At 69.4% G+C, this 23549-nt stretch carries 22 protein-coding genes and 1 pseudogene; 9 read left to right on the top strand and 14 right to left on the bottom strand.

Annotation, left to right across the window (positions count from 1 at the left end):
• Nucleotides 1-64 precede the first annotated feature (64 nt).
• From L3Q67_RS35160 to L3Q67_RS35135, 6 genes are all read right to left on the bottom strand, one after another.
• Nucleotides 65-778, bottom strand: coding sequence for an ABC transporter ATP-binding protein (locus L3Q67_RS35160; protein ID WP_499185724.1), 714 nt, complete (start codon nt 776-778; stop codon nt 65-67).
• Nucleotides 775-2577, bottom strand: coding sequence for a branched-chain amino acid ABC transporter ATP-binding protein/permease (locus L3Q67_RS35155; protein WP_499185723.1), 1803 nt, complete (start codon nt 2575-2577; stop codon nt 775-777). The genes L3Q67_RS35160 and L3Q67_RS35155 overlap by 4 nt, the downstream gene beginning before the upstream one ends.
• Nucleotides 2574-3443, bottom strand: coding sequence for a branched-chain amino acid ABC transporter permease (locus L3Q67_RS35150; RefSeq protein WP_499185722.1), 870 nt, complete (start codon nt 3441-3443; stop codon nt 2574-2576). The genes L3Q67_RS35155 and L3Q67_RS35150 overlap by 4 nt, the downstream gene beginning before the upstream one ends.
• Before the next feature lie 4 nt (nt 3444-3447).
• On the bottom strand, nt 3448-4584 hold the full coding sequence (locus tag L3Q67_RS35145; protein WP_499185721.1) for a type 1 periplasmic-binding domain-containing protein: 1137 nt from the start codon (nt 4582-4584) through the stop codon (nt 3448-3450).
• A gap of 69 nt (nt 4585-4653) precedes the next feature.
• Nucleotides 4654-6387, bottom strand: coding sequence for a thiamine pyrophosphate-binding protein (locus L3Q67_RS35140; RefSeq protein WP_499185720.1), 1734 nt, complete (start codon nt 6385-6387; stop codon nt 4654-4656).
• Nucleotides 6384-7862, bottom strand: a complete 1479-nt coding sequence (locus L3Q67_RS35135) for an aldehyde dehydrogenase family protein (RefSeq protein ID WP_499185719.1) — start codon at nt 7860-7862, stop codon at nt 6384-6386. The genes L3Q67_RS35140 and L3Q67_RS35135 overlap by 4 nt, the downstream gene beginning before the upstream one ends.
• A gap of 148 nt (nt 7863-8010) precedes the next feature.
• Here L3Q67_RS35135 and L3Q67_RS35130 point away from each other — a divergent pair, with 148 nt between their 5' ends.
• From L3Q67_RS35130 to L3Q67_RS35115, 4 genes are all read left to right on the top strand, one after another.
• Nucleotides 8011-8826, top strand: a complete 816-nt coding sequence (locus L3Q67_RS35130) for an IclR family transcriptional regulator (RefSeq protein ID WP_499185718.1) — start codon at nt 8011-8013, stop codon at nt 8824-8826.
• Between the two features lie 61 nt (nt 8827-8887).
• Nucleotides 8888-10069 (top strand): CaiB/BaiF CoA transferase family protein, encoded by a 1182-nt coding sequence (locus tag L3Q67_RS35125; RefSeq protein ID WP_499185717.1) that lies wholly within the window; start codon nt 8888-8890, stop codon nt 10067-10069.
• A complete protein-coding gene (locus L3Q67_RS35120; RefSeq protein ID WP_499185716.1) occupies nt 10066-10896 on the top strand; it encodes a citryl-CoA lyase in 831 nt (276 codons plus the stop codon). Before L3Q67_RS35125 ends, L3Q67_RS35120 begins: the two co-directional genes overlap by 4 nt.
• Entirely contained in the window at nt 10850-11287 is a 438-nt protein-coding gene (locus L3Q67_RS35115) for a type II 3-dehydroquinate dehydratase (RefSeq protein WP_499185715.1), read from the top strand. The genes L3Q67_RS35120 and L3Q67_RS35115 overlap by 47 nt, the downstream gene beginning before the upstream one ends.
• A 10-nt stretch (nt 11288-11297) precedes the next feature.
• Here L3Q67_RS35115 and L3Q67_RS35110 read toward each other — a convergent pair whose 3' ends face one another.
• The gene (locus L3Q67_RS35110) at nt 11298-12407 is read right to left on the bottom strand and encodes an FAD-dependent oxidoreductase (RefSeq protein WP_499185714.1); all 1110 of its coding nucleotides are present in this window, start codon (nt 12405-12407) and stop codon (nt 11298-11300) included.
• Between the two features lie 67 nt (nt 12408-12474).
• On the opposite strand from L3Q67_RS35110, the gene L3Q67_RS35105 reads away from it, so the two are divergent.
• Together L3Q67_RS35105 and L3Q67_RS35100 are read left to right on the top strand one after the other, a co-directional pair.
• Complete coding sequence (locus L3Q67_RS35105; protein ID WP_499185713.1) at nt 12475-13155, top strand: TetR/AcrR family transcriptional regulator; 681 nt, start codon at nt 12475-12477, stop codon at nt 13153-13155.
• Nucleotides 13156-13239: 84 nt separating this feature from the next.
• Nucleotides 13240-13803 (top strand): dihydrofolate reductase family protein, encoded by a 564-nt coding sequence (locus tag L3Q67_RS35100; RefSeq protein WP_499185712.1) that lies wholly within the window; start codon nt 13240-13242, stop codon nt 13801-13803.
• A gap of 124 nt (nt 13804-13927) precedes the next feature.
• Here the strand turns inward: L3Q67_RS35100 and L3Q67_RS35095 are convergent, their stop codons facing one another.
• Nucleotides 13928-15001, bottom strand: a complete 1074-nt coding sequence (locus L3Q67_RS35095) for a glycoside hydrolase family 113 protein (RefSeq protein WP_499185711.1) — start codon at nt 14999-15001, stop codon at nt 13928-13930.
• An 83-nt stretch (nt 15002-15084) separates the two neighbouring features.
• On the opposite strand from L3Q67_RS35095, the pseudogene L3Q67_RS35090 reads away from it, so the two are divergent.
• Nucleotides 15085-15915, top strand: a pseudogene (locus tag L3Q67_RS35090) (transposase family protein).
• A gap of 101 nt (nt 15916-16016) precedes the next feature.
• On the opposite strand, the gene L3Q67_RS35085 reads toward L3Q67_RS35090, so the two are convergent.
• Nucleotides 16017-17165 (bottom strand): MFS transporter, encoded by a 1149-nt coding sequence (locus L3Q67_RS35085; protein ID WP_499185710.1) that lies wholly within the window; start codon nt 17163-17165, stop codon nt 16017-16019.
• 54 nt (nt 17166-17219) lie between these two features.
• Between L3Q67_RS35085 and L3Q67_RS35080 the strand changes: the two genes are divergently transcribed.
• Nucleotides 17220-17963: an AraC family transcriptional regulator gene (locus tag L3Q67_RS35080; protein ID WP_499185709.1), complete on the top strand. Its 744-nt coding sequence runs from the start codon at nt 17220-17222 to the stop codon at nt 17961-17963.
• 9 nt (nt 17964-17972) lie between these two features.
• Here L3Q67_RS35080 and L3Q67_RS35075 read toward each other — a convergent pair whose 3' ends face one another.
• The 3 genes from L3Q67_RS35075 to L3Q67_RS35065 form a co-directional block, all read right to left on the bottom strand.
• A complete protein-coding gene (locus L3Q67_RS35075) occupies nt 17973-18269 on the bottom strand; it encodes a hypothetical protein (protein ID WP_499185708.1) in 297 nt (98 codons plus the stop codon).
• A gap of 176 nt (nt 18270-18445) precedes the next feature.
• Entirely contained in the window at nt 18446-18907 is a 462-nt protein-coding gene (locus tag L3Q67_RS35070) for a PNPOx family protein (RefSeq protein WP_499185707.1), read from the bottom strand.
• Nucleotides 18904-19683: a Rossmann-fold NAD(P)-binding domain-containing protein gene (locus tag L3Q67_RS35065; RefSeq protein WP_499185706.1), complete on the bottom strand. Its 780-nt coding sequence runs from the start codon at nt 19681-19683 to the stop codon at nt 18904-18906. The genes L3Q67_RS35070 and L3Q67_RS35065 overlap by 4 nt, the downstream gene beginning before the upstream one ends.
• 144 nt (nt 19684-19827) lie before the next feature.
• On the opposite strand from L3Q67_RS35065, the gene L3Q67_RS35060 reads away from it, so the two are divergent.
• Nucleotides 19828-20472: a TetR/AcrR family transcriptional regulator gene (locus L3Q67_RS35060; protein WP_499185705.1), complete on the top strand. Its 645-nt coding sequence runs from the start codon at nt 19828-19830 to the stop codon at nt 20470-20472.
• 40 nt (nt 20473-20512) lie between these two features.
• Here L3Q67_RS35060 and L3Q67_RS35055 read toward each other — a convergent pair whose 3' ends face one another.
• The gene (locus tag L3Q67_RS35055; RefSeq protein WP_499185704.1) at nt 20513-21712 is read right to left on the bottom strand and encodes an oxygenase MpaB family protein; all 1200 of its coding nucleotides are present in this window, start codon (nt 21710-21712) and stop codon (nt 20513-20515) included.
• Nucleotides 21713-21911: 199 nt separating this feature from the next.
• Nucleotides 21912-23474, bottom strand: a complete 1563-nt coding sequence (locus L3Q67_RS35050) for a long-chain-fatty-acid--CoA ligase (protein WP_499185703.1) — start codon at nt 23472-23474, stop codon at nt 21912-21914.
• Between the last annotated feature and the right edge of the window lie 75 nt (nt 23475-23549).

Below are 23549 nucleotides of genomic sequence, written 5' to 3'. Positions count from 1 at the left end.
TCAGGCAGCTGAACTCCACACTCAGGCAGCCGAAAGCCACATTCGTGACAGGTGCCCGGGGCGGTCAGAGGCCTAGGTAGATTTGTCGTACTCGTGGGTCGCGGCTCAGTTGTGCTGAGGCGCCGGTCATGGCTACCTCGCCGTTTTCCATCACCAGGCAGGTCTTGGTCGCCTCGAAGGTGAGCTTCGCGTTCTGCTCCACGAGCAACAGCGCATGCCCGGCGGCGCGCAAGCGTTGCAGCACCGCGAGGATGTCCTCGATCAGCTTCGGCGACAGCCCCATGGAAGGCTCATCGAGCAGAATGAGCCGCGGGTTGGTCATCAGCGCCCGGCCGACCGCCAGCATCTGCTGCTGTCCGCCCGACAGCGCGCCCGCGAGCCGGTCCCGCATCTCACCGAGTACCGGGAACAGCTCGAACACCTCGCCGAGAGTGGTGAGCGTCGGACCCTTCCACTTCCGCACGTACGCGCCGAGCAGCAGGTTCTTCTCGACCGTCAGGCCGGGGAAGACGTGCCGCCCTTCCGGTACGTACCCGATGCCGTGCCGCACGATGTCGCGGGCTTTGACCTTCGTGAGGTCGCTGTCACCGAACCGGATGGTCTCCGCGGTCCTCGGCACCAGCCCCATCAGCGCCTTGAGCGTGGACGACTTGCCCGCCCCGTTGGCGCCGATGATGCCGACGCACTCGCCCGCGCCGACGGTGAAGCTCACCGAGTTGACCGCCCGCACCCCGCCGTAATGCACGGACAGGCCCGACACCACCAGTTCGCCGTTCACCTCCCCACCTCCGATCCGACTTCGGCGACGATCTCGGCGGTGTTCATCGAGTCACCCAGGTAGGCCTCGATCACCTCCGGGCGCACCGCCACCTCAGCCGGGGTGCCGTCGGCGATCACCCCGCCGCTGGCGAGGACCGTCACCCGGTCGCACAGCGACATGACCAGCCCCATGTTGTGCTCGATCAGCACCACGGTCACCCCACTGTCCCGGATGGACCGCACGATCTCGCTCAGCTGCCCGACCTCCTGGCCGTTGAGCCCGGCGGCCGGTTCGTCGAGCAGCAGCAGCGTCGGCCCGCTCGCCATGGCCCTGGCGATTTCCAGCCTGCGCTGGATACCGTAGGGCAGCGATCCGGGTGCCGCGCCGGCGAAGTCGGTGAGCCCGAACCTCGCCAGCAGCTCGTCGGCCCGCGCACGCAGCTCGCGTTCCTCGCGCAGGACGCCGACCGGCCACAGCGCGTACCGCCACACCGCCACCATCGACGACCGGTCCAGCGCCACCAGGATGTTGTCCCGCACGGTCATCCGGTCGAAGAGCCGCAGGTTCTGGAACGTCCTCGCCAGGCCCAGCCGGGAGAGCTGGTGCGGGCGCCGCCCGGTCACCACCCGGCCGTCGACCGACGCCGACCCCGAAGACACGCTGTAGATGCCGCTGACGATGTTGAACAGCGTGGTCTTGCCGGAGCCGTTCGGCCCGACCACCCCGCGGATCTCGCCGGGGCTCACCGACATGGACACGCCGGTGAGCGCCTTCAAGCCGCGGAAGTGCTTGCTGATCCCGGAAATCTCCAGGCTCGACCCCGGCCCGTGCTCCGTGTCCGGGGCCGGGTCGAAGGGGCCCAGCGCGGTCCGTTCGCCGGTGGCCTTCCGCCGCCGCGCCACCTTGTACAGCCGCGAAGGGATACCGGCCAGGCCGGTCGGGGCGAACACCACCATCAGCACCACCACGGCGCCGAACCCGAGTTGGGCGTAGACGGAGAAGTCGACCAGCACCTCCCGCACCAGTGACAGGGCGATGGCACCGACCACGCACCCGAGGATGCTCTGCCTGCCCCCGATGATCACCATCGCGAGCAGCAGGAACATGTTGGCGATGCTGAACGTCTCCGGCGCCACGTAGCGGATGAGCCCGGCGTAGAGCACCCCGGCGAGGCCGCCGTACAGGCTCGCGAGCACGAAGGCGGTCATCCGCAGGATCGGCACCGGAGCGCCGACGGCTCCCGCCGCGAGCGAGTCGTCGCGCATCGCCCGCATCCGGCGGCCCAGCCCGGTGTAGGCGATGAACCCGGCGAACCCCAGCGCCAGGCCGAACACGATCAGCTCGAAGTAGTAGTACAGGTACTCGTTGGACAGGTCGATGCCGAACAGCGGCGGTACCGGGATGCCGGAGATGCCGTCGGCGCCGCCGGTCAGGGTGCTGTTGGTGACCCAGTTGGTGAACGCCAGCGCCAGGCCGAGGGTGACGATGCCGAGGTAGTGGGACTGCATCCGCAGCGCGGGTGTGCCCACGAACAGCCCGACCAGCACGGTCGCCAGCACCGCGAGCACCGCCGAGGTCCAGAACCCGAAGCCCGCCCCGGTGGTGAGGATCGCGACGGCGTAGGCGCTCACCCCGAAGAACGCGACCTGCGCGAGGTTGATCTGGCCACCGAGGCCCATCGCCAGGCCGAGGCCGATGGCCAGCAGCGCGAAGACGATGGCGATGTCCATCACGTGGATGCCGTACGGGCCGAGCTGGTACGGGAGGAACCAGGCGGCCACGGCGACCACGCCGAAACCGGCGATGCGGAGCCTCATGCGCGGTTCACCGTCCGCTCGCCGAACAGCCCGGTCGGTTTGATCATGATGACCACGGTGAACACCAGGAACACCACCAGCTCGGAGTACGCCTGGAACCGCCCGGCCATGTACGAATCGAGCACGCCGATCGCGAGGCCGCCGACGATCGCGCCCTGGATGTTCCCGAAGCCGCCGAGGATGGCCGCGGCGAACCCCTTGATGCCCAGTGAGCCGCCGAGCGTCGGGTTGACGTAGAGCATCGGCGCGACCAGCGCGCCCGCCAGCGCGGCGAGCCCGGCGCCGATGGCGAACGCGACGGCGTTGCTGCGGCCCACGTGGATGCCGACCGCGGTCGCCGCCTCGTGGTCCATCGCCACCGCCTGCATGGCCGCGCCCCGCTTGGTGCGCTGCAGGAACAGCACCAGCGCGACCGTCGCGAGCGCGGCGATGGCCAGCACGACGAGGCTGTAGGTCCGGATGCGGATGCCGAACACGTCGAGCGGCTCGGTGTCCACCGGGGACGGCACCGCGTGCCCGGTGGCGCCCCAGATGATCGTGGCCACCGCTTCGAGCACCATGCCGAAGCCGATCGTGCCGATCAGCATGAGGTCGAAGTCCTTGTTCTCCAAGGGCCGCAGCACCCGCTCGATGACCAGCCCGATCGTCCCGGTGACCAGCATGGCCACCGGGATCGCGATGAAGAACGGCAGGCGCGCGGACATGTAGAACGTCGAGGCGGCGTAGGCGCCGATCATCACCACCTGGCCGTGGGCGAAGTTGACCAGCCCCATCGTCCGGTAGACGATCGAGAAGCCCATGGCCACCAGTGCGTAGACCGCGCCGAACCCGAGTCCGCCGACCAGGGTCTGGAAGAAGACTTCCATCGCCTCAGCCGGCGGATTCGGCGACGAGCTTGCCGGCGGTGATGACGCCGATCGAGGTGGTGTGGATGCCCACACCGCTTTCGTCGAACTCGAAGTTCCCGAGCAGCCCGTCGTGCTTGGTCCCGCGGATCGCGTCGGCGAGTGCCTGACCGGTGGCCCCGTTGCTTTTCTTCAGCGCCGTGAACACGATGTTGGCCCCGTCGTAGGCCTTCGCGCCGTGCAGTTCGGCCTCTTCACCGTGTGCGCCCTGGTAGGCCTTGGCGAACGCGCGGGACGCGTCGTCGGTTTCGTTGCTCAGGTACGGCGAGCTGACCACGGTGCCTTCGGCGTTCGCCGCGCCCGCGGTCTCCAGGTACACCGGGGTGCCCATCGGTGCCGCGCCCGCGATCGTCGCCGTGATGCCCAACTCCCTGGCCTGCTTGACGATCAGGCCGGCCGCCACCTCTTCGGCGCCGACGAACAACGCGTCGGGGGCCTTCTGCCGGATGGCGGTCAGCGCGGCGCTGAAGTCCTTCTGGTCGGTGGTGACCACCTGGTCGTCCACCGGCGTGATGCCGCGGTCGGCCAGCGCCTTGGTGAACGCTTCCTTCTCACCCTTGCCGTACGAACCGTTGTTGGAGATCAGCGCGATGTTCTTGGCGCCCTTGCGGTCCACGAGGTATTGGGCGAGCGTTTCATCGTAGGTGTCGCTCGTCGGGCCGTTGTAGAAGGCGAACGGGCTCTTCGCGGCCGCGATCGCGGGCGACTGCCCGGAGGTGATGTTCGGGATCTTCGACTGCTGCAGGATCGGGATCATCGCGACGGTCACCGCGCTCTCCGCGGTCCCGATCATCGCCACGAAACCCTCGCTGGAGATCTTGCGTGCCAGGTTCGTGCCCACCGTGGGGTCGCCCTGGTCGTCGAACAAGCCCAGCTCGATCTGACGGCCGTTGATGCCGCCCCTGGCGTTCCACTCGTCGGCGGCGAGCTTCGCGCCCTTCCACTCCCATTGGCCGAGCGAGCTGAGCTGCCCGCTCTGCGCGTTGACCACCGCGATCTTGAGCGGGCCGTTGTCGTCACCGCCTGAGGACGAAGTGCTCCCCGGCGCGCTGCACGCGGTGCTCGCCGCGAGGGCGAGCACGGCGGATACGAGCACTGGCATCGTGGTTCGTGATCTGTGCATGAATCGTCACCTCGTTGTGGATTCAAGTTGTGAGATCAGCAGGGGGACTCAGTCGAAGGCGCCGCGGTAGATGTCCTTGATGTTCCAATGCCCGGGGGTGGGCACGGGCTCGTTCACCATCGGCACGTCGAGCACCGAGGTCCTGCGGCTCTCGATCGCGGTCCGCAGTGCCTCGGCCAGGTCCGCCGGTTTCCCGATGAGGTGACCGTCGGCGCCGCACGCCCGGCCGTAGGCGGCGAAGTCGGGGGAGTAGGGGTTGCCGTCGGCGTCGGTGAACTCGCAGCCGTAACTGGCGCCGAAGCTCGCGGCCTGAAGATCGGCGATCGTGCCGTGCGCCCGGTTGTTCATCACCAGGAAGATGACCGGCAACCCCTGCTCGACCGCCATCGGCACGGCAGGCAACTGGGCGCTCAGCCCGCCGTCACCGACCAGCGCGACCACCACGCGGTCCGGCTCGGCGAGCTGCACCCCGACCGCGGCGGCCGGGCCGAAGCCCATGGTGGAAAGTCCGCCGGGGGTGACGAACCGGCCTTCCGGCGGCAGTTCGTAGCACTGCGCGACACCGTTCTTGTTCCAGCCGACGTCGGTGACGAGCACCGCGTCGGCGGGCAGCGCGTCGCGCAGGTCGGCGAGGATGCGTTCCGGCCGGAGCGGGAAGTCCTCGCTGCGGCCGCGTTCCCGGCTCGCGCCGAACAGTTCCCGCCGCTCGGCCGCGATCTTCTCGCGCATCGCCGGGCGATCCGTCCCTTGTGGACTCCGCGCGGTGACGGCGGAGGCGATGGCGTCGACCGCGAGTGCGGCGTCCGCGACGGCCCCGATCTCGACCGGGTAGTTGCGGCCGATCTCCGCGGGGTCGATGTCGATCTGGATGAGCCGCGCGGGCGGGAACTGCCAGGTATAGTCGGGATTCCAGGAGCTGGCGTCGGTCTCGGCGAACCGGGTCGCGAGCGCGAGGACCACGTCGGCGTCCCGCGTGTACTTGTTGGTCAGCTCCAGGCCCCAGAACCCGGTCATGCCCATGACCAGCGGGTGCCGGTCGTCGACGACGCCCTTCGCCATCAGGGAGTGGGCGATCGGGATGTCCAGGTGCTCGGCGAGCCGCAGGAGGGCCGCCCGGCCTTTCTCGTCACGAAGGCCGCCGCCGAGGTAGATCAGTGGCTTCTCGGCGTCGACGAGCAGCTCCGCTATCCGGTCCGCGTCCTCTGTGGACAGGGCCGGTGCGGGACTGTGCTTGACGAGCGGGAAAGCCGGCCCCGCCGGAACCTGGCGCGAGAACAGGTCCATGGGGATGTTCAGCAGGACCGCGCCCGGCCTGCCGGAGGTCGCCGTCCAGAACGCCCGCTCGGTGAACCGCGCGATGTCCTCCGCCCGGTGCGCGCGCCACGCCCGCTTCACGAAGGGCGCGTAGATGGCGGTCTGATCGGCGTCGGCGTGGAGGTTGACCTCCTGGTGCGGGTGACGGCCGTGGTAGTAGGACGGGATGTCCCCGGCGATGGTGATCAGCGGTACCGAGTCCAGCGCCGCCGTCGCGACGCCGGTGACGGCGTTCATCATGCCCGGTCCCACGTGGACCAGCAGCACGCCGGGTTTCCCCGTCATGCGCGCGTACCCGTCGGCGGCGTGGGCGGCGGCCTGTTCGTGCCTGGCGATGACGAACCGGATGCCGCTGCGGCCCAGTGCGTCCAGGAAGGCGATGTTGGTGTGCCCGCAGGTGCCGAAGACGTACTCGACGCCGTAGGACTCGAGCTGGGCGGCCAGTGCCTCCGCGGCGGTGACGCTCATCCCCGCCCCCAGATGGACAGCTCACGCAGGATCAGGGTCTTGACCACGGTGTAGTCGTCGATCATCTGCGCCGGTGCCTCCCGTCCGAAGCCGGAGTCCTTCACGCCGCCGAACGGGACGTGGTCGAGCCGGTAGTTCGACGACCCGTTCACGATCAGGCCGCCCACCTGCAGATCCCGCCACGCCCGGAACACCGTGGTGAGGTCCTGGGTGAACAGGCCGGCCTGCAGTCCGTACCTGCTGCTGTTGCAGGTCTCGATGACGTCGGTGAGGTCGTCGTAGGGGAGCACGGCGACCAGCGCGCCGAAGACCTCGTCGGTCACGAGCGTGGCGTCGGCGGGTGGATCGGCGACCACCGCGGGCCGCAGGGTCGCGCCGTCGCGCTCGCCGCCGACGACGAGCCGGGCACCGGACGTGGTGGCCTGCGTGATCCACTTCTCCACCCGGGCGGCTGCCTCGTCGTCCACCATGGAGCCGACGTCGGTGGCCGGGTCGAGCGGGTCGCCGACGGTGAGCCCGGCGACCTCGGCGCGGAACAGCTCGACGAACTCCGCGAACCTGGACCGCTGGACGTAGACGCGTTGCACGGAGATGCAGCTCTGCCCGGAGTTGCTGTAGCCGGTGCGGGCGCAGATCCTGGCCGCGTGCGGGAGGTCCGCGTCCGCGCAGACGATCGTGGCCGCGTTCCCGCCCAGTTCCAGCACCAGCCGCTTCGCCCCGGCGGCGCGAGCGACGGCGGCACCGGTCTCGGGGCTGCCGGTGAAACTGATGACGCTGACCTCCGGGGCAGCGCACAACGCGGCGCCGACGCCGCCATCACCGTGCAGCAGCTGCACCGCTTCGGGCGGCATGCCCGCTTCGAGCACCAGCGCGACCATCGCGGTGGTGGTGGCGGGCGCCTGTGGTGGCGCCTTGACCAGCGTGGTGTTCCCCGCCGCGAACGAGGCGCCGAGCTTGTGCGCGAGCAGGTTCGCCGGTGCGTTGAACGGGGTGATGGCCAGCGCCACCCCGGCGGGCGCCCGGTAGGTGAAGGCGGTGTTCCCGACGCCGCGAGCCCATCCGGCGACCGGCAACGTCTCGCCGCCGAGTTGCCGGGCCTCGGCGGCGCACACCGCGAAGGTGTCCGCCACGCGGTCCATTTCGCCCAGCCCGTCCTTCACCGGCTTCCCCAGTTCGCGGGCGATGAGCCTGGCGACCTCGGCGCGGTGCGTGGTCGCCAGCGCGGAGGCCCGGTCGAGCACCGCGGCTCTCGTGGCCGGTGCCAGCTCGGCGACCGCCCGGGCTCCCGTACGGGTGAATTCCCTTGCGGCCGCGACCTGTGCGGGAGAGGCGGGGTAGGAGCGGGAGACGGCTTCGCGGAGGTACGGACCGACCCGCTCCACGGGGGAGCCCTCCGTGGCCCACTGCCCGGCGACGTACGCCGGTGCTTCGGTGATCGAGTCGGCTCTGGCTTGGTCGAGAACGTCGGTCAGCACCACAGTTCTCCTCGTGAACCATCAAGCGGTACAACTGGACCGCTGTACGGACTGGGTGTAACGTACGGCTCGCCCCCTTTCGCTGGCAAGTCTCGGATCGAAGAAACTGGACGGAGCGGAGGCGAAGCGGTGAGGATGGTGGATCGTCGTGGCAAGAGGGGAAACCGTGGTCAAATCGGCGGGTACCGAGCAGGTCCCTGATACGGGCGACGTCGGCGAGTCCGGCGGCGTGCGCAGCGTGCAGCGCGCCTTCGACATCCTGGGACTGCTGACCGAGTCCACGCCCGCGATCTCCATCGGTGAGATCGTGCGGGCCACCGGGCTGGCCAAGACCACGGTGATCCGGCTCGTGCAGACCCTGGAGCAGAACGGTCTGCTGTGGTCCACGGCGAAGGGCTACCTGGCCGGGCCGAGCCTGTGGCGCTGGGCGCACCTCGCCCGCAGCAGCTGGGAACTCCCGCCCGAGACCAAGGAACTGATGCGCGGCCTCGCGCAGCGGCAGCGGGAGACCGTCAACCTCTACGTCGTCCGCGACATCTACCGGGTCTGCGTCGCCCAGCAGGAAAGCCCGCAGCCCCTGCGTCACGTCGTGCACGTCGGTGACGAGCTGCCGCTGTGGGCGGGCGCCTCGTCGAAGATCCTGTTGCGGAACTCCGACTCCGCGCACCTCTCCCGGGTGGCCCGCAGTTCGCCGTACGGACCGGACCACCTCGATTCCCTGCGGGCGCAGATCGACGAGGCCACCGAGCGCGGCTACGCCTTCAGCCACGGTGAACGCGAGACGGGACTGTCCGCCGTCGCCGTGCCCGTCTTCGGCCGCTCGGGCACAGCGATCGCCGCACTGTCGCTGTCCGGGCCGACGGTGCGGTTCCCCGACGACCGCGTCACCGAATTCGTCGCCACGCTGATCGAGGTCTCCGGGCACCTGACCGAGCGCGGTTTCGACCACCCATTCCGCATGTAGGTCCCCCGGCCGGTGCGGTGTCCTTTCAGTTCTGCGCGTCATTCGCAGAAGGAGCAGACGCATGGAAAAACCACCGTTGCACGGAATCCGGGTACTCGATCTCACCAACGTGCTGGCCGGCCCCTACTGCAGTTATCAGCTGACGCTCTTCGGTGCCGAGGTGGTCAAGGTCGAAGTGCCCGGATCCGGGGACCTGGCCCGGCATCTCGGCCCGGACGCCGAGCTGAACCGGGCCGGTGTCGGCGCCTCCTTCCTCGCGCAGAACGCGGGCAAGAAATCGATCGAACTGGATCTGAAGAACGACGCGCAACGCGCGGAATTCGAACACCTGGTGCGCGGCGCGGACGTGCTGATCGAAAATTTCCGTGCCGGGGTACTCGCCCGGTTGGGTTTCGGCTGGGACCGGTTGCGGGAAATAAATCCGGGACTCGTCTACTGCGCGATCACCGGCTTCGGGCAGACCGGCCCGATGAGCCAGGCGCCCGCCTACGACCAGATCATCCAGGGGCTCTCCGGGATGATGAGCATCACCGGCACCGAGGACACCGCGCCGCTGCGGGTCGGGTTCCCGGTCTGCGACACCGTTGGCGGGCTGATGGCCGCGCTGTCGATCTCAGCGGCGCTGGTCGGCCGGGCGCGCACCGGCGAGGGCTGCTTCCTCGACCTGTCGATGCTCGAGGCGTCGATTTCGGCGATGGGCTGGGCCGTTTCGCACTACGTGATCAGCGGCGTCCGACCCGGTCCGACCGGACAGCAGAACGCGACCGCGGCGCCGTCCGGCACCTTCGAAACCGCGGACGGGCTGCTCAACATCGCCGCCAACCGGCAGGTCCAGTTCGAAAAGCTGTGCGGGCTGCTCGACCGGGCCGACCTGATGATCGATCCGAGGTTCGCCGACCGCGAAGCACGCAAAGAGCACCGGGACGCGCTGAACACCGAACTGACCCGCGAACTGCGCAAGCGCACGGCCGTCGAATGGGAACGGCTCCTGCCCGCCGTCGGTGTCCCCGCGGCGCGCATCCTGACCGTGCCGCAGGCAGTGGAGTCCGAACAGTTGGCGCACCGGGGTTTCTTCACCGACGTGCCCTTCCCCGGCGACACCGGCCGGGTCGTGCGCACCAGCGGGAACGGGGTCCTGATCAACGGCGCGCCACTGCGGCCGACGGGCGCGCCACCCCTGCTGGGGGAGCACAACGCGCAGACCGGGGCGTTCGCCGACCGCTGGGGTGAAGGCCGCCGATGACCACGGACGCCGAGGTCGCCGACTGGTGGGCGACCGGCATCACCCGGATGGCGCCGGGGGTGCTGGAACTGCGGGGCACGCCGATCCAGGACCTTATCGGCTCCGCCGGGCTGGTCGCGACGATCTGGCTGATGACCCGCGGCGGCCCGCCCGCACCGGGGGAGGCGGAGTTGCTGGAGGCGGCGATGGTGGCCTCCGTCGACCACGGACCGCAGGCCCCGTCCATCGCCATCGCCCGGATGACCGCGACCTGCGGGGTCGGGATCAACAACGCCATGGCCTCCGGGGTGAACGCGCTCGGTGACGCCCACGGGGGAGCGGGGCAGCAGTGCGTCGAGCTGCTCACCGAAATCGTCAGCCTGGAGGACGCGGGGCAGTCTCTCGACGCCGCCACCGTCCGGGCGATCAGCGAGCACCGCTACGTGCCGGGGTTCGGGCACCGGTTCCACCCGGTCGATCCACGCCGCGCCCCGCTGCTCGCCCTCGTCGACCGTGCCGTCGAGGACGGCGTCGTCGCGGGACGGCACGTGCGTGCCGCGCGGGCTGTCGAGGCACGGCTGAACCACGGCCGCGGCAAACCGGTGCCGATGAACATCGACGGCGCCACCGCGGTGATCTACGCCGAACTGGGTTTCCCGCCGCCGCTGGCCCGCGGCCTGTTCGTGCTCAGCAGGAGCGTGGGAATCCTGGCGCACGCGTGGGAAGAGACCACGCAGGGCCGGCGCAACAAGGGGCCGATCCCGCGGTCGATCCTGCCGACCTACCGAGGAGGCACCACCGATGCACCTGGCGATCCTGCACGGGCCGAACCTCAACCGCCTCGGTGAGCGCGACCCGGCCAAGTACGGGGTCGCGACCCTCGACGACATCACCCGCGACGTCGACGCGACCGCGGCCAGGCTGGACGTGACCGCGCTGCACTTCCAGTCGAACCACGAAGGCGCGCTCACCGAATGGGTCCAGGACCGGCAGCCCGCCATCGACGGGTACGTGGTGAACCCCGCGGGCCTGGCTTCCTACGGCTACGCGTGGCTCGACGCGCTGTCCGACACCGGCCGCCCGTTCGCCGTCGTGCACATCTCGCAGTGGCACGCGCACGACGGCAAGGACCGGACCGACGTCTTCGCCGCCCACGCGGCCGTGTACCTGGCGGGCGCGGGATGGCGTGGCTACTCGCTGGCGCTGGACGCACTGGTCCACCGCCTCCGAGAGCCGTGATCACCGGCTTTCAGTTCGGCTGGAAGAACGCGAGCAAGCGCCGGCTGGCGTCCGGCGCTTCCAGCAGCTCCTGGATTCTCGCGGAGTCCCGGGCGGCGGCGCTGGTGCGGTCGAACATCTCCTGTTCGTATTCGGTGACGGCGGCGGCGAAGTCGTCCGGGTGCGCGGCCAGCGCGAGGCCGAGCACGGCACCGTCGAGCAGGGCCATGTTGGCGCCTTCTCCCACCGGCGGCATCAGGTGCGCGGCATCGCCGACCAGCGTGACGCCCGGGGTCGACGGCCAGGTCAGGCCGATCGGGAGCGTGGTGAGCGCCCGGGGCACGACCGTGTCGTCGCAGGCCGCGATCAGTGCGGTGATCCGTGCGTCCCAGCCGTCGAACAGGTCCATCAGCCGCGCCCGGGCGGCGGCCGGGTCGTCGAACGGGATCCCGCTGGTGGCGAAGAAGTCTTCGCCGGTGCGGTAGAAGTTGAGGCCGATGCGCACGCGGCCGTCGCCATTGCGCTGTGCCGCCAGTGATTTCCCGTCGCCGAGCACCCAGTAGTTGCCGCGCCCGACCATCGCCGCGAGGCCGGGGTGGGTGCGGTCGATGTCGGGGATGCCGATCTCGACGCAGTTCTGGCCGATGTGCGCCGGTCGGGCATCGGTGAGCAGCGCACGGACCCGCGAGTTCGCGCCGTCGGCGCCGACCAGCAGGTCATAGGCCGCACTGCTGCCGTCGGCGAAACGCAGCACGCCGTCGCCGGCGGACTCGAACGCGTACCCCCAGCGCACCGCGTCCTCGGGGAGGGAGTCGAGCAGCAGGTCACGCAGATCGGCGCGGTCGACCTCGGGGCGATCGAGCGGGGCGTCGTCGGGCGTGTCCTCCTGGAGCAGCAGAGTGCCGTCCGACTCGAGAAGACGCATGTCCTGGCCTTCACCACGGGCGATTTCGTGGAACTGGTCGATCAGCCCGGCCTCGCGCAGCGCACGCTGGCCGGAGTGGATGTCGAGCATGCCGCCCTGGCCGCGTGCGTCGCGCGAGGGTTCACGCTCGTAGACGACGGCGTCGATGCCGTTCAGGTGCAGCATCCGGGCGAGGGTCAGGCCGCCGAGGCCGGCTCCGACGATGGCGATGGTCATGGCTCTCCTTTGATACGGCGTATCTCTCGATACAGTGTATCGCGGCAGGCGTTGTATGGTCTGCGGCATGTTGGTGTGGGAGCGGCCGGAGCCGCCGGCGCGACCGGTGCTGGCCCCGTTGAGCCGGGAGCGGATCGTGCGAACGGCGATCCAGCTGGCCGACGCGGACGGCCTCGAGGCGGTGTCCCTGCGCAAGGTCGCCGCGGCGCTGGAGGTCGGGCCGATGCGGCTGTACGGCTACATCGCCACCAAGGACGAGTTGCTCGACCTGATGGTCGACGCGGTCTACGCGGAGATCCGGCCGGAGGGGAACGACTGGCGAGCGGTGCTGCGCTCCCTCGCCGAAACCACCCGGCAGGCGGTTCACCACCACGAATGGCTCGCCGACCTGATCGGCGGGCGGCCCCAGCTCGGGCCGCACGCGCTGGCCAGGGGAGAAGCCGTGCTGTCCGCGCTGGACGGCGTCGACGTGGACCTCGCCATGCCGCTGGTCACCGCGGTCGACTCGTACGTGATCGGCGCGGTGCGCCGCGAGATCGCCGAGCGGCGCGCCGAGCGGGCCACCGGGATGGACGAAAGGCGCTGGCAGGCCGAGCTCGGGCCCTACCTGAAGCGGAAGCTCGCCACCGGTGAACTCCCCGCACTGGCCACGGTGGTGCGCGATGCCGTCCACCTGGACGCCGACGAGACCTTCCGGCTGGGCCTCGACCTCATCCTCGACGGCATCGAAGGCCGTCTGCGGCGATAACGCGGAAAAATCCGGCGATCCGCGATGAGTTTCGCGGCCTTCGGTGGTCGTAGTTGTCGACCCCGTGATCAAGGAGGACTTCTGATGCGCAGCGTGACCTATTCGATGGGCGTTTCACTGGACGGCTACATCGTCGGGCCGGACGGCGGCTTCAACTGGACCACGCCCAGCGATGAGGTTTTCCGCCACTCCATCAAGGAGATCAAGGAGGTCGGCGTCCACCTCCTGGGGCGGCGGCTGTACGAGACGATGCTGTACTGGGAGACCGCCGAGCAGAACGACACCCTCGACGACTTGAGGCTCGAGTGGGTCGCGCTCTGGAACCCGCTGCCCAAGGTGGTGTTCTCCTCCACGTTGTCGTCGGTGCAGGGCCGAGCCCGCCTGGCTTCCGGCAGCCTGGCGGAGGAGATCGAGCGGTTGCGAGCCGAGCCTGGGGAGGGCTCCATCGCCCTCGGCGGCGCGACCCTCGCCGCCGAGGCGGCCGCGCTGGACCTGATCGACGAGTACCTGGTCCGGGTCTTCCCGGTGCTGCTCGGCGGCGGCCGGCCGTTCTTCCCCCAGCACGAGCGCCGGGTGGATCTCGAACTGGTCGAAACCCGCACCTTCGAATCGGGTGCCGTCCACCTCCGCCACCGCGTGCTGCGCTAGCCGCTCCCCCAGCCAGCCACGTTGCGAATGCTGGGAGTGGGGCATTACTTGCGTTGAACGCCAGTAATGCCCCACTCATAGAGGTGATCTCAGTGAGTTTGGCGCTCGATCGGATGGCGGCCCGCTAGCCGCCGTAGCGCTTGGCCACCTCGTGGAAGGCTGCCTTTGGGGTCCAGGTGGTCGGGTCGCCGACCGTGACCTTTACGATGCCGAACCCGGCCTTGTCCAGGTCGCGGCGCGGGTCGTCGTGGTGGGGGTAGTCGGGCATGGCGAAGGTGAAGACGAAGCAGCCGTGCACGCCGGTCTCGTTGTAGAGATCGATCAGCTCGCCCAGATAGCGGGCCTGGGTTTGTTCGTTCCTCGGGTGATCACCCTTGATCGTGGGTTCCTCGGCGAACCAGTTGACGATCCGGAACGAGGCCGGTCCCCTGAGTTCGGCGCCCTCGTAGGCGCCGCAGCCGAACTCGTTGATGATCACCGGCTTGTCGTTGTCCCGCACCAGATCTGTCACGCGGCGGGCGTAAGCGGCATGGTCGGTTCCCGTCCGGTAGAGGCTGATGGCCACCGAGTCGAACCGGGACCAGTCGACCTCCTCCCAGCTCGCCGCCCCGTAGCCGACCGAGCCGCGGAACACCCGCCGCGCCGTCTCGGCGGCCCGGCCGAGCAGGAAGTCGAGCCGCCGGTTCATCCGCCGTCGCACGAGCAGGCGTGCCTTGAAGATGACCCGCAGCCGAAGGAAGGACCACCGGCCGGGCACGATCCCGCGAACGGTATGGGAGAACTCGCTGCCGACGAACAACGTCACCCGGCCCGGATGGCGTGCGCGCAGTTCTTCGGCCGCCACGCCGATTCTCTCCAGGTGTGCCAGGACCTCAGGCTCGCGGTGGTCCACCAGGTTCGGTCGGATCCACACGTCCAGCCCGACTTCCAGTGCGTACTCGGCTGCCGCGACGAGCTGGTCACCGTCAGGACCGATTACCGACACGGTCGTGCAGTGCAGTTCGTCGTGGATCGCCTGGAGATCCCGCCGAACGACATACTTTGGAGCGTCGTCCACCAGGTAGGTCATGCCCCGAAGGGTCAGCATGCGATCACACCCCTTTCGGCGCGGCGGACGCGGGTGGCGGCGCCGGTCAACAGCGCGATGGTGCCGAGGAGGATTACGGCGTTCATCGCGTACTTTCGTGCCCTCGTCCACCTCGCCGAGCGGCTCGACCAGGAACGCCAGGGTGGCCCTGGCGACCAGCGCGCCGCCGACGATTGCCAGGACGTACTCCCCCTTTGATTCCGTATCGTGCCATGCTCGACGTCCCCCGCGAACTCGCCCAGTACGTCGGCCGGCTGCTGCGCGCCGAACGCCGCGAGCGCGGCACCCGTCAGGGCAGCAGGACGCTGACCTGCTTCTACCAGGCGGTGTTCGCGCTGCGGTGGTTCCGTGACAACCGCGATGTCGCCGCGCTGGCCCGTGACCACGGCATCTCCCGCGCCACCGGCTACCGCTACCTGGACGAGATCATCACGGTCCTCGCCGCGCAGGCCCGGACCTGCACGAAGCCCTGCAGCAGGCCCACGCCGACGGCGTTACCCACGTCATTCTGGATGGCAAGCTGTTCGCCAGCGACCGGCTCGCAGAACAGACCATCAGCGTCAAAAGGCAAGCTGATCGACGCCTGGTACTCCGGTAAGGCCCACGAGCCCGGCGGCAACATCCAAGCCCTCTGCGCCCCGGACGGTTTCCCGCTGTGGGTCGCCGACGTCGAACCCGGCTCGACCCGCGACCTGACCGCCGCCCGCGCCCACGTGCTCACCGCCCTGTGCTGGGCAGCCTCCCAGCTCAACCTGCCCACCCTGGCCGACGGCGGCTACGACGGCGCCGGGATCGGCGTTCACACCCCGGTCAAACAGCCCTCCCACGGCCGCGAACTCGACGTGAACACCCGCACCTACAGCGCCCTGCTGCGTGGGCTGCGCTGCCTGGGCGAACGCGGCTTCGCCCTGCTGGTCGGCCGCTGGCGCGCGCTGCGCCACATCACCACCAGCCCACGCAAGATCGGCGACATCGTCAAAGCCGCACTCGTACTCACCCACTTCGAACACGGCCGGCTCACCTGAAAGTCGTTGAGATTACTTCATAGCGTTCAGGGGCTTCCGTGAGTGGGAAGGGCTACTCGCGGCGGGCGTCGAGGGCGGCGGCGTCCTCACAGGACAGTGGCCTAGCCGTACCTGGCGCTGGGTTCGGGCAGGGTGCGGATGACGAGCCAGCTCAACGCGGGCAGGACGGCCAGCGGGGCGAGCGCGAGTTGCAGCGAACTGTGGTCGGCGATGGTGCCGATGAGCGGGCTGGCGATCCCGCCGATGCTGACGGTCAGGCCGAGGGTGACGCCGCTGGCGGTGCCGACCCGGGTGGGCAGGTAGTCCTGGGCGAGCGTGATCTGCAGGGAGAACGGGGTGTAGAGCCCGGCGGAGGCCAGTGCGACGAACAGGTAGATGGCCGGGCCGGGAACGAACACGACCCCGGCGATGGCGCCGATGGTGCCCAGGTACGACCAGCGCACGACGGTGATCCGGTCCCAGCGGTTGGCGAGCCTGCTGCCGAGGATGGTGCCGACGGCCCCGCCGAGATAAAGGAGGAACAGGGCGGCGGTGCCCGCCGCGGTACCGCCTTCGGTGCGTTGCTGGGCGTAGAGCGCGATGAACGCGCTGAGGCCCACGAACACCACCGAACGGAAGACCACGGCCAGGGACAGCCTCAGGAACGAAGCCCGGTCGTCGTCACGTCGGTGCGGTTTCGCCGCGGCGGTGGTGGGGCGTGCGGGTGTGGCCAGTGCGCGCAGCACGGGCAGGCACAGCACGCTCCCGGCCAGGGCCGGGACGACGAGCAGCGGCGACAGTTGCAACCCACCGGCGACGAGCACGACGGCGACGAGAATGGGTGCGGCGGCGAAACCGAGGTTGCCGCCGAGGGAGAACCAGCCCATGGCGGTGTGGCTGCCGCGGCTGACGATCCGGGCGACGCGGGCGGCTTCGGGGTGGTAGGCGGCGACGCCGATACCGGACACCGCCACGAACGCCAGCGTCAGCGCGTAGGAACCGCTGATCCCGCTGAGCGCGATGCCGAGTCCGCCCAGGACCGTGCTCACCGGCAGCAGCCACGGCATGGCCCACCGGTCGGTCAGCGCGCCGAACAGTGGTTGCACCACCGAGGACAGCAGGGACGCCGCGAGCACGATGCCCGAAGCCGCGGCATAGCCGTAGGCGCGCTCGGCGATGAAGAACGGCACGAGCGAGGCCACCGCGCCCTGGTAGACGTCGACGCAGGCGTGCCCGGCCGACAGCAGGATGATCGACTTGTTCCGCCACACCCCGCCATGCTCGCCGGTCGGTGCTGTGTCGCGCTTCCGATAAACTGACGCCTGATGACGGAAATCCGCCACCTCCCGCGTGCGCCGACCCGGGTTCAGACGCTGATCGCCGGTTCGGGCATCGGCGCGCACCGGCACGACGACCACCAGATCGTCTACGCCGCGAAGGGCGTGCTGGCCATCACGACCGACCGCGGCTCGTGGATCGCGCCGGCCACCCGCGCCATCTGGGTACCGGCCGGGACCGTCCACGCCCACCACGCGCACGGCGAGCTCGAACTGCATCTGGTGGGCCTGCCCGCGACGGACAACCCGCTGGGCCTGACCGAGCCGAGCGTGCTGACCGTCGCCCCGTTGCTGCGGGAACTGGTCCTCGCCTACACCGGCGCGCCACACGAGGATTCCCCCGAGCGGCAACGGTTGCGGGCCGTCCTGCTCGACCAGCTCCGTGCCGCGCCGCAGCAACCCGTCCACCTACCGGCGCCCGCCGATCCGCGGCTGAAGGCGGTCTGCGCGATCCTGCACGCCGATCCGGCCGACAACCGCACCCTCGCGACCCTCGGCGCCCAGGTCGGCGCGAGCGACCGCACCCTGACCCGGCTGTGCAAAGCCGAGCTGGGCATGAGTTTTCCGCAGTGGCGCACCCAGCTGCGGCTCTACCACGCCCTCGTCCTGCTGGCCGACCGCACACCGGTCACCACCGTGGCGCACACCTGCGGCTGGTCGTCCACCAGCGCGTTCATCGACGTCTTCCGCCGGGCTTTCGGCCACACGCCGGGAACCCACCACCACCGGTGAGTCCGGGTCCTATACCTCTTCGCAAATGCTCCCGAAGACGTACATGCCGGTGGGGGTGGCGTTTCCTTGCAGGTAGTAGCAGCTGTAGAGCCGGTTCATCGACTCGTCGAGCACCGAACCGGGCGGCTGCGCGCCGACCGGGCCCGTGCACGGGGAGCCGATCACCGGCTGGTTGACCAGGATCGTATGGAGGGTGGCGATTTGGCAGCGGTAGGTGGGCGCGCTCGCCTGGGCGGTGGCGGGCACGAGCAGGCTGCCGAGGGCGAGCGAAAGGGTGACCAGCGAGGTGGTCGATCGTCGGGGCATCCCACCACGTTGCCTCGCCGGACGTCCGAGGCCAGCCACCAACCGGGTGCGAACCGAGGCCGATGACGTTCGATGATCGAAAGGGGAATCGGGCCGGAATCTTTCACTTGATCTCATGACAGCGCGCCCTGAATCCTTCGGTGACCCGGGCGACGGTGAGGTCGAGGGGGCCGCGATCACGGCCGGCGGAAGCTGATGCGCATCAGCCGGCTGTCGGCCCAGTCTTCGAGCCGGGTCGGCCGGATGGTGCCGGGGTCGTGGGGCTGATTGAGATCCGCGACGATCTCCGCCAGCACGGCCTGACGTTCAGCGGGGTCGGTGACCGGCGTGGCCCGTGCGGGCAGATCCGCCCGGATCTCTTTCTTGAGGTGGAAGGTGAAGCTGGAATGGGCGAGAAGGTTCGCATGCCAGTCGGTCGCAGCCCCGCCGGCGCCGCTGCACAGGTAGGTGGCGCCCGCAGCCCGGTAGAAAAAGATCTCGATGCGGCGTGGCCTGCCGGTGCGGCGCCCCAGTGTCGTGATGTCGATGATCCGTTCGCTGGTGCCCGCGGCGGGGGTGATCTCGATGGCTCGCCGGAGGTGATCGGGCAGGTCCCGTGTTCCAGCGTCGTTCCATCCGGTCGTGTCTGGACTGCTCATGCGATCTCGGCCTGCAGGGCGGGCCCGAGGAGGAGTCCGCCGTCGATGACGTACTCCGACCCCGTGATGAACGACGCGTCCGATGAGGTGAGGAACAGGAGAAGCCGGGTGACGTCGGCCGGCTCGCCGAGCCGGGGGATGGCGAACGGCTCGGGTGAGTAGAAGTCGGCGATTGCCGTGGTGGCGCCGGCTGCTGGTTCGTGGATGAAGGAGGTCGCGATCACGCCGGGGTGGATGGTGTTCACGCGGATGTGGTCCCGGCCGAGTTCGAGCGCTGCCGTTCGGGTGAGACCTCGCACGGCCCACTTGCTGGCGACGTACGGCGCGTAGTGCGCCGTGCCGCCCAGGCTCATGGTCGAGGCGATGTTGACGATGGCTCCCCCCGCCGCGCGGCGCAGAACGGGAGCGGCGACCTTGATGCCGAGGAAGGTCCCGGTGAGGTTGATGTCGAGGATGCGCGCCCACGTGGCCTGGTCCGTCTTCTCGATCGGCGCCGGCGGGTTCTGGACGCCCGCGTTGTTGACGAGCACGTTCAGGGCGCCGAAGGCGCTCTCGGCGGCCAGCACGGCGGCGGACCACGAGTTCTCGTCGGTGACGTCGAGGTGGGTGAAGCGAGCGCGGGTCCCGAGCTCGTCGGCGAGAGCGGCGCCGCGTTCGGCGTCGATGCCGCCGATCACCACGTTCGCTCCCTCCGCGTGAAAGGCGCGTACGTGGCTCGATCCCTGGCCACCGGTCCCACCGGTCACGAGCACGGTCTGGTCGTCGAAGCGGCGCATCGGATGTTCCTTCAGTACGGGAGTGACTGACCGGGCTCACCAGTGAGGAACGGCGGTCAGTGGTGAGCCAAGCGACTCACCATTCCCCTGACACTAGGTCGGCGGTAGTGGCGAGTCAAGCCACTCACCTCGTATGCTCGGCCCATGAGCAAGGGCGTGACGACGTATCACCAGCGCATCGCCCAGGAGAAGCGCGCGCTGATCCTGACGGCCGCGACCGCCCTGTTCCTCGAGTTGGGCTACGACCGGACGTCGCTGGCGCGGATCGCGGAGCGCTCTGGCGTTTCGCGGGCCACCTTGTTCAAGCAGTTTCCGAGCAAGGCTGCCCTGTTCGACGCCATGGTCACCGAGTCGTGGTCGACCGCTGACGAAGAGGACCCTCCGCCGGCGGGCAACATCGTCGACGGGCTCAGCACCATCGGTCGCCGCTACGCCGAGCTGTTGGGCCGCGCCCAGATGACCGACCTGTTCCGCATCGTCATCGCCGAGCTGCCGCGATTCCCCGAACTCGCCAATGCGCAGTTCGCGCACGGGAAGATGCCCTACTTCGAGTCCGTACGCGGCTACCTCCTGGCCGAACACGAGGCGGGAACGGTGCGGATCGAAGACGTGGACCTCGCGGCCACCCAGTTCCTGGGCATGATCTCCAACTACGTCTTCTGGCCGGCACTCCTGGTGCCGGGCTGGGAGGTGAGCGCCGAACGCGTCGCTCAGGTGGTCGACGAGGCCGTCCGCACCATCGCCGCCCGGTACGCCACGACCGGACCAGGGCCGTCGGCCAGCGACTGAGTTCGCGGCTACACCGTCATCTGTGAAGAGCCCCTTCGTCTCAGGCGCCCGGCCGGTTCCCGGTCGGGATGGTGATGGGCGTGGTCGTCGGTGAGCCCGCGTTGTTGAGGAACAGCATGGCGATCGAGCGGATCAGCTGGTCGAACATGTAGAAACCGACCGGCATCACCGGGATCAGGCCTTCGCGGAAAGCGATGTAGGCCGGCCACCCGGTGCGGATGAGGGCGGCCGCGGCGTAGTCGCGGCGCAGGTTGAGCCAATCGCCGATCGCGTCGCTGAGGACGTAGCGGACGAACTCGTTGAGGAACCCCCTGGTGACGCCCAGGTCGATCTGCGCGGTCAGGCCGAGCAGGTCCTCGGCCAGTTCCCTGCCTTCGAACGACGGCGCGAGGATCGGCGTGAGCACCTGCTCCGACTGCGCGTACGCGGCGGACCAGGTCTGCGGGATGAACTCCTGCCGCACACCGAGCAGGTAAAGGGCGACCTGCCACGAGTGCAGGAAGGCGGTCTCCTCGGCGGCCGTCATCGGGACGCGCCAGTCCTTCATCTTCTTGTGCACGAAGGTGCCGAGGCTGTGGAAGGTGACCAGGATGTCGCCGTTGCTGATCGGGATCCGGTCCGGCTCGTCCGCCACCGCCATCCAGTGCGGCGACTGCGGCAGCAGGTGCCGCACCGCGGCGTGCACCAGGCGCGTCTTGTTGGCGGTGACCACGAACTGCCCACTCGGTTCGAAGGCGTTCAGGTCGCTCAGGTCGTAGCCGAAGGTGAACGTCTTGGCCGCGCGGTCCTTCATGTCGGCGCCGCCCGCGGACCAGTACACGGACTTGGCCTCGCGCGGGATGACCGTGCTCATGATGCCGCTGCCGAGGCCGTACAGCATGAACAGGTAGGTGTCCTTGCGCCGGTTGAAGTCGGCGGCGAGACGCAGCTTGTCCCGGTCGGCCCAGGTGGGGAGCTGGTTGGTCTTCGCGAGGTAGGCGGAGAGGTCGCCCGGCAACCCGCCCGGCAGCGCGTGGTTGTTGTTCACCCACGGCTTGATCGCGGTGTTGACCGCCGGAACCCCGCCGTTGTCGAGGATCCGGGCCATGATGCCGTCGATCTCGTCGTCCCACGCCCACCACGGGTCGGTGCCGGCGCTCGCGGCGCTTGCCGAAGCCAGGCCCGGGACAACCCCCGCCGCACCCACCAGGCCCAGCGCGACGCCGAGCGACAGTACGTTCCTTCTGCTGAGATTGCTCATTTACTTACCTAGCTTCCTCGGTAGGTAGAAGTGCGATTCCACAAGCTGTCGCGGCGTGCTCCGGTGCGAGACTCGTCGTTAACATAGCGACGCGAGTCGCCCGTCGGCAAGGGCCTCTCGAAGCTGAATCGGTCCGCGACCCTGATGGGCGTGATGGACGGTTCGGTATTGGAACCGGTACTCCAGCCGCCCCGGTGGCTCACCGCGCCGGCTTCTCGTCCATCGCCCGCAGTTCGCCCTTGACCACCTTCCCGCCCGCGTTGCGCGGCAACTCGGCGACGACCACGAGATCCTTGGGCCGCTTGAAGGAAGCGAGCCGTCCGTCGAGGAACGCGGTCAGCTCCGGCAGCGAGAGGGTGGCATGGGGGGTGACGGAGACGAACGCGACCGGCACCTGCCCCCAGCGCTCGTCGGCCCGGCCGAGCACGGCGACCTCCCGCACCGCCGGGTGCGCGGCCACGGCGTTCTCGACCTCGGCGCAGTAGATGTTCTCGCCACCGCTGATGATCATGTCCTTCTTGCGGTCGACCACCCAGACGAAGCCTTCCTCGTCCTGCCGGACCAGGTCGCCGGAGTGGAACCAGCCACCGGCGAACGCCTCCTCGGTCTCCCGCGGCTTCTTCCAGTACCCCTGGGTCACGGTGGGGCCCCGGTAGACGATCTCGCCCACTTCGCCGGTGGCGACGTCGTTCATGGCGTCGTCCACGACGCGGTACTGGAGGGTCGGGATCGGCTTGCCGACGGAGCCGAGCTTGCGCAGCGAGTCCTCGCCGCTGAGCACGCAGGTGATCGGCGAGGTCTCGGTCTGGCCGAACACCGCGACGTTCAGCGCGCCCGGGAACTTCTCGGCCATGGCACGCAGGGTCGAGTCGCTCGCGGGCGCGGCCCCCCAGCTGATGACCCGCAGCTTCAGCTCACGCCGGTCTATGTCCGGCTGGGCGCAGAGCAGGTCCCACTGCTGCGGCACGTTGAACACCACGGTGGCCCCCTCGCGCTCGTACGCGTCGAGCACGGCCTTCGGGTCGAACGCACCCAGCGGGTGGATCACCACCGTGCCGCCGACCAGGATGTTCGCCACGATCGAGCCGAGGCCGGCGATGTGGAAGAAGGGCGCGGTCAGGAAACCGACGTCGGAGTCGTCGGACATCTTCATCGCCCGGATACAGGTGAGGGCCTGAAGCTGCATGTTGCGGTGGGAGAGCAGCACCCCTTTCGGGCGGCCGGTGGTGCCCGAGGTGTACATGATCAGCGCGATCGACTCCTCGCTGACGTCAGGCAGCTCGATCGGCTCGTGGGCCGCCAGGAACTCCTCGTACGCGACCTGGCCGTCCGTCTCCGGCTCGCCGATGACGATCACCGTGCCGATCGACGCGGCGGACGGGGCGGCTTTGAGCAGGGGGAGTAGCCGCGCGTCGACGACGACCGCCGACGGCGTGCAGTCGGCCAGGATGTAGTCGAGCTCCAGCGGCGCGAGCCGGAAGCTGAGCGGGACGGCCATGGCGCCCAGGCTGTTGGCCGCGAACACGCTCTCGACGAACCACGGGTGGTTCAGGGTCAGCAGCGCCACGCGTTCGCCCTCGGTGACGCCCCGGCCCGCGAGCGCGGCGGCGAGCCGCAGGGACCGCCGCGACAGCTGCGCCCAGGTGGTGGTGTCCCCGAGGTACCGCAGTGCGGGCTTGTCCGGCCGCATCATCGCGTGCGTCGCGGTGTGCGCCATCCAGTGGTGGCGGAAGGACCAGGCGGGAACCGCATCGTTCGACATGGGGCCACTCCTCGGTGAGCTGAACGTCGAGCGGCGTCATTATGCGCGGTCAGGCCGTGGTTCGGGAAGAAAAAG

The organism is Saccharothrix sp. AJ9571, assembly GCF_021725495.1.
Lineage (GTDB): Bacteria > Actinomycetota > Actinomycetes > Mycobacteriales > Pseudonocardiaceae > Amycolatopsis > Amycolatopsis magusensis.
This window is presented reverse-complemented; position numbering and strand designations above follow the sequence as displayed.

What these genes read in the sequence shown, in the direction of transcription:
- L3Q67_RS35155 (WP_499185723.1), bottom strand. Translation starts at nt 2,577, where the DNA reads ATGAGGCTCCGCATCGCCGGTTTCGGCGTGGTCGCCGTGGCCGCCTGG.
- L3Q67_RS35070 (WP_499185707.1), bottom strand. Translation starts at nt 18,907, where the DNA reads ATGAGCAGTCCAGACACGACCGGATGGAACGACGCTGGAACACGGGAC.
- L3Q67_RS35065 (WP_499185706.1), bottom strand. Translation starts at nt 19,683, where the DNA reads ATGCGCCGCTTCGACGACCAGACCGTGCTCGTGACCGGTGGGACCGGT.
- L3Q67_RS35120 (WP_499185716.1), top strand. Translation starts at nt 10,066, where the DNA reads ATGACCACGGACGCCGAGGTCGCCGACTGGTGGGCGACCGGCATCACC.
- L3Q67_RS35055 (WP_499185704.1), bottom strand. Translation starts at nt 21,712, where the DNA reads ATGAGCAATCTCAGCAGAAGGAACGTACTGTCGCTCGGCGTCGCGCTG.
- L3Q67_RS35050 (WP_499185703.1), bottom strand. Translation starts at nt 23,474, where the DNA reads ATGTCGAACGATGCGGTTCCCGCCTGGTCCTTCCGCCACCACTGGATG.
- L3Q67_RS35115 (WP_499185715.1), top strand. Translation starts at nt 10,850, where the DNA reads ATGCACCTGGCGATCCTGCACGGGCCGAACCTCAACCGCCTCGGTGAG.
- L3Q67_RS35100 (WP_499185712.1), top strand. Translation starts at nt 13,240, where the DNA reads ATGCGCAGCGTGACCTATTCGATGGGCGTTTCACTGGACGGCTACATC.
- L3Q67_RS35110 (WP_499185714.1), bottom strand. Translation starts at nt 12,407, where the DNA reads ATGACCATCGCCATCGTCGGAGCCGGCCTCGGCGGCCTGACCCTCGCC.
- L3Q67_RS35145 (WP_499185721.1), bottom strand. Translation starts at nt 4,584, where the DNA reads ATGCCAGTGCTCGTATCCGCCGTGCTCGCCCTCGCGGCGAGCACCGCG.
- L3Q67_RS35075 (WP_499185708.1), bottom strand. Translation starts at nt 18,269, where the DNA reads ATGCCCCGACGATCGACCACCTCGCTGGTCACCCTTTCGCTCGCCCTC.
- L3Q67_RS35150 (WP_499185722.1), bottom strand. Translation starts at nt 3,443, where the DNA reads ATGGAAGTCTTCTTCCAGACCCTGGTCGGCGGACTCGGGTTCGGCGCG.
- L3Q67_RS35060 (WP_499185705.1), top strand. Translation starts at nt 19,828, where the DNA reads ATGAGCAAGGGCGTGACGACGTATCACCAGCGCATCGCCCAGGAGAAG.
- L3Q67_RS35105 (WP_499185713.1), top strand. Translation starts at nt 12,475, where the DNA reads ATGTTGGTGTGGGAGCGGCCGGAGCCGCCGGCGCGACCGGTGCTGGCC.
- L3Q67_RS35125 (WP_499185717.1), top strand. Translation starts at nt 8,888, where the DNA reads ATGGAAAAACCACCGTTGCACGGAATCCGGGTACTCGATCTCACCAAC.
- L3Q67_RS35140 (WP_499185720.1), bottom strand. Translation starts at nt 6,387, where the DNA reads ATGAGCGTCACCGCCGCGGAGGCACTGGCCGCCCAGCTCGAGTCCTAC.
- L3Q67_RS35080 (WP_499185709.1), top strand. Translation starts at nt 17,220, where the DNA reads ATGACGGAAATCCGCCACCTCCCGCGTGCGCCGACCCGGGTTCAGACG.